The organism is Streptomyces sp. NPDC127595, from assembly GCF_042671685.1.
GTDB lineage: Bacteria > Actinomycetota > Actinomycetes > Streptomycetales > Streptomycetaceae > Streptomyces.
In genome coordinates, this window is record NZ_JBHXWK010000028.1 from 1 (window position 1) to 4,657 (window position 4,657).

1 protein-coding gene is annotated in these 4,657 nt (G+C 70.1%); it reads left to right on the plus strand.

Features of this window, described 5'->3' with window-relative positions; genetic code table 11:
• Window positions 1–4,657: amino acid adenylation domain-containing protein (locus ACFVKT_RS40020; RefSeq protein ID WP_385741903.1), on the plus strand; the 4,657-nt coding region annotated here is incomplete at both ends.

Here is a 4,657-nt window from a genome sequence, read left to right on the forward strand (position 1 = left end):
GCCGAGGTTCTGGGCGTGGAGCGGGTCGGGGTGGAGGACTCGTTCTTCGACTTGGGCGGGGACTCGTTGCTGGCGATGCGGCTGATCGCCCGTGTGCGGTCCGTCCTGGGCGTCGAGGTCGGCATCCGCGAGCTGTTCGCTTCGCCCACGGTGGCGGGCGTGGCCCGGCTGCGGGGTGCGGCCCGGGCGTCGCTGAGCGCGCGTGAGCGCCCGGAAGTACTGCCCCTGTCGTACGCGCAGCAGCGGATGTGGTTCCTCAACCAGCTGGAGGAGGCGGGCGTCGGAGCCGCCTACAACCTTCCGCTCACACTCCGCCTGGTCGGCGATCTGGACGTGGCGGCCCTTGAGGCGGCGTTGGGCGACGTCGCCGACCGGCACGAGAGCCTGCGCACAGTCTTCCCCGACGCCGACGGCCTGCCCCGCCAGCACCTGCTGCAGGGCGCGGCCGGCCGACCCGAGTTCCGGATCAGCGAGGTCGGTGAGCGCGACGTGCCACGAGCCGTCGCTGCCGAGACACGGCACCGCTTCGATCTGTCCCGGGAACTGCCGTGGCGGGTGCGGCTGTTGACGGTGTCGCCGGTGGAGTCGGTGCTGGTGATCGTCGCGCACCACATCGCGGTCGACGGCTGGTCCATGGGCGTACTCATGCACGACCTCGGCAGCGCGTATGCCGCGCGCAGCCACGGCGAGGCGCCGGGGTGGGAGCCCCTTTCGGCGCAGTACGCGGACTACGCACTGTGGCAGCGCGAGGTCCTCGGCGACCTCGACGACACGGACAGCCTGATCAGCGAACAGCTCGGCTACTGGCGAGAGGCGCTGGCGGCCGCGCCGGAAGAACTCGCGTTGCCCGTGGACCGCGCCCGCTCCTCGGAGCCGTCCTTCGAAGCCGGAACGGTGTCGGTCGAGGTGGGCGCCGAGGTGCACGCACGCCTGTCGGAGGTGGCGCGGCGGCACGGTGTGACGATGTTCATGGTGGCCCAGGCGGCGTTGGCGGTGCTGTTGTCGAAGGTGGGCGCCGGCACCGACATTCCGCTGGGAACGGCGGTGGCGGGCCGGGATGACGTGGCGCTGGAGGAGCTGGCGGGGTTCTTCGTCAACACGCTGGTGCTGCGTACGGACGTGAGTGGTGATCCGTCGTTCGTGGAGTTGCTGGGGCGTGTGCGGGAGACGGACCTGGTCGCCTATGCGCACCAGGATGTGCCGTTCGAGCGGCTGGTGGAGGACCTGAACCCGGCCCGCTCACTCTCCCGCCACCCCCTCTTCCAGGTCATGCTCGCGGTCGAGAACGTGACCGAGGTGCAGGATCCCTGGCAACTGCCGGACCTGCGTGTCCTCCCCGAGCCGCTGGATCACACGGCCGTGGCCCGGTTCGACCTGTCGGTCGCTCTCGCCGAGCGGCGCGCCGACGACGGCGCTCCGGCGGGTATGGGCGGGGAGATCCAGTACGCGGTCGATCTGTTCGACGAGGGCACGGCTCGGGCTCTTGCGGGGCGTCTGGTGCGGGTGTTGGAGCAGGTGGCGGTGGATCCGGGGGTGCGGGTCGGCGCGATCGAGGTGCTGTCGGACGCGGAGCGTGGGCTGGTCGTGCACGGGTGGAATGCCACCGGTCGTGTGGTGCCGGGTGGGTCGTTGGTGGAGTTGTTCGAGGCGCAGGTGGTGCGGTCGCCGGGTGCGGTGGCGGTGGTGGGGCGGGGTGTGTCGTGGACGTATGCGGAGTTGAATGCGCGGGCCAATGGTGTGGCGTGCGGGCTGATCGGGCGGGGGGTTGGTCCGGAGGCGTTGGTGGGGGTGAGGTTGGAGCGGTCGGTCGAGCTGTTGCCCATGCTGCTTGGTGTGCTTAAGGCGGGTGCGGCGTATGTGCCGTTGGATGTCGGGCTTCCGGAGGGGCGGCGGGAGGCGATCGCGGCTGAGGCGGGGGTCGTGGTGACGCTCACTGATGCCGATGTGTTTGAGCCGGTGGATGACAATCCCGGCGTTGTGGTGTCGCCGGGTGCGTTGGCGTATGTGATGTATACGTCTGGTTCGTCCGGTGTGCCGAAGGGTGTGGCGGTCACTCATCGCAATGTGGTGGCGTTCTGTCTGGATGCGGCGTGGCGTGCGGATGTGCTGGAGCGGGTGCTCGTGCAGGCGAACCACGCGTTCGATGCCTCGACGTACGAGATCTGGGCGCCGTTGTTGCGTGGTGGTCGGCTGGTGGTGGCCCCGGCGGGGGAGGTGGACGCGGCGGAGCGCGGTGCTCTGATCGCGGAGCATGGTGTGACGCATGTGGTGGCTCCGTCGGGGTTGTTCCGGGTGTTGGCGGAGCAGTCGCCGGAGATTTTTGCCGGGGTGCGGGAGGTGCTGACCGGTGGTGATGTGGTCTCCGCATCCGCGATCCGGACCCTGCTCGGAGCCCATCCGGGTCTGGTGGTGCGTACCACCTACGGCCCGACGGAGACGACTGCGTTCGTCACTCAGGTCCCGTTCACGGCGGGGGATGAGGTGCCTGCGGTGGTGCCGATCGGTCGTCCGATGGACAACACCCGAGCGTATGTCCTGGACGGCTCGCTGCGTCCGGTGGCGCCGGGTGTGGCCGGTGAGTTGTATGTCGCGGGTGAGGGTGTGGCGCGTGGTTATGCGGGTCGTCCGGGGCTGAGTGCGGAGCGGTTCGTGGCCTGCCCGTTCAGTGAGTGCGGTGAACGGATGTATCGCACCGGGGACTTGGCCCGCTGGCGTGGGGACGGTGTGCTGGAGTTCGCGGGGCGGGTTGATGAGCAGGTGAAGATCCGGGGCTTCCGGATCGAGCCGGGCGAGGTCGAGGCCGTACTGAGCGCGCAGGAGAGCGTGCGTCAGGCGGCGGTGATCGCCCGGGAGGACCAGCCCGGTGTCAAGCGCCTGGTCGCCTACCTTGTCGGCGACGTGGACGAGCCCGCGCTGCGGGAGTGGGCGGCCGACCGCCTGCCGGAGTACATGGTGCCGTCGGCGTTCGTGACGCTCGATGCGATTCCGCTGACCAGGAACGGGAAGTTGGACCGGGCTGCCCTCCCCGCCCCGGACCTGGCAGGCCGGACCACCGGCCGCGCCCCCGCCACCCCCGCCGAGGAGGTGCTGTGCGGCCTGTTCGCCGAGGTCCTCGGCCTGGAACAAGTCGGGGCGGAGGACTCCTTCTTCACCCTGGGCGGCGACTCGCTGGTCGCGATGCGGCTGATCGCCCGCATCCGGTCGGTGCTCGACGCCGAGGTCAGCATCCGCGACCTGTTCACGGACCCCACCGTCGCCGCCCTGTCGAGGCTGGTGGATGCCGACGGCCCGGACGGCCGACGGGTGGCCCTGGCGGTGCGGGAACGACCCGAGAGCGTGCCGTTGTCGTACGCGCAGCAGCGGATGTGGTTCCTCAACCGGCTGGAGGAGGCCGGTGCCGGCGCGGGCTACAACGTGCCGCTGTCACTGCGCTTGTCGGGCGAGCTGGACGTCACGGCCCTGGAACTGGCGCTGACCGATGTCGCCGACCGGCACGAGACGCTCCGCACCCTCTTCCCGGAGGTCGAGGGGGTGCCCTACCAGCGTGTCCTGCGTGGCCGGCCCGGGCATCCAGGCCTCGGGATCCAGGAGGGCATCGACGAGTCCCGGATATGGGAGATCGTCGACAGGGAGATGCGACGGGGTTTCGACTTGGCGGTGGAACTGCCGTGGCGGGCTTCGCTGTTGGTGCTTTCGCCGGTGGAGTCGGTGTTGGTGATCGTTGCGCATCACATTGCTGTGGACGGCTGGTCGATGGGCATTCTGGCGCGGGATCTGGAGACGGCGTATGCCGCGCGGGTGCGGGGTGAGGTGCCGGGGTGGGAGCCGCTGCCGGTGCAGTACGCGGACTACGCGTTGTGGCAGCGCGAGGTCCTGGGCGACGTCGACGACCCCGACAGTCGCCTTTCCGCCCAGCTCGACCACTGGCGTTCGGCGCTGGCCGATCTCCCCGACGAACTGTCCCTGCCCACCGACCGGCCCCGTCCCGTACAGGCCTCGTACCGGGGCGGCTTCGTGCCGGTGCGAGTGGCTGCCGGTACCCACCGGCGCCTCACTCAGCTGGCGAACCAGCAGGGCGTCACGATGTTCATGGTGACGCAGGCGGCTGTCGCGGTGCTGCTGTCGAAGCTCGGCGCGGGCACCGACATCCCCCTCGGTACGGCCCTCGCGGGACGCGACGATGCGGCGCTGGAGGACCTGGCCGGGTTCTTCGTCAACACGCTCGTGCTGCGTACGGACCTCAGCGGCGATCCGACTCTCACGGAACTGCTGGCCCGCGTCCGCGACACGGACCTGGCGGCGTACGCCCACCAGGACATGCCCTTCGAACGCCTCGTCGACGAGCTGAACCCCGCGCGTTCGCTGGCCCGCCATCCGCTGTTCCAGGTGATGATCACCTTCCAGAACATCCCGCAGGAGGCGGAAACCCTCGACTTGCCCGGTCTGCGCACGAGCCCGCTGGCGAGGGCAGCGGGTCCGGATGGGACGGACGGGACGGACGCGGAGGCGGGCGCGGCCAAGTTCGACCTGTCGTTCACTGTGGCCGAGAAGCGGGACGCCGACGGGGTTCCGGCCGGGATCGTGGGGAGCATCCAGTACGCCATGGATCTGTTCGATCCGGCGACGGTGGAGGGGTTGGCTGTTCGTCTGGGGCGGG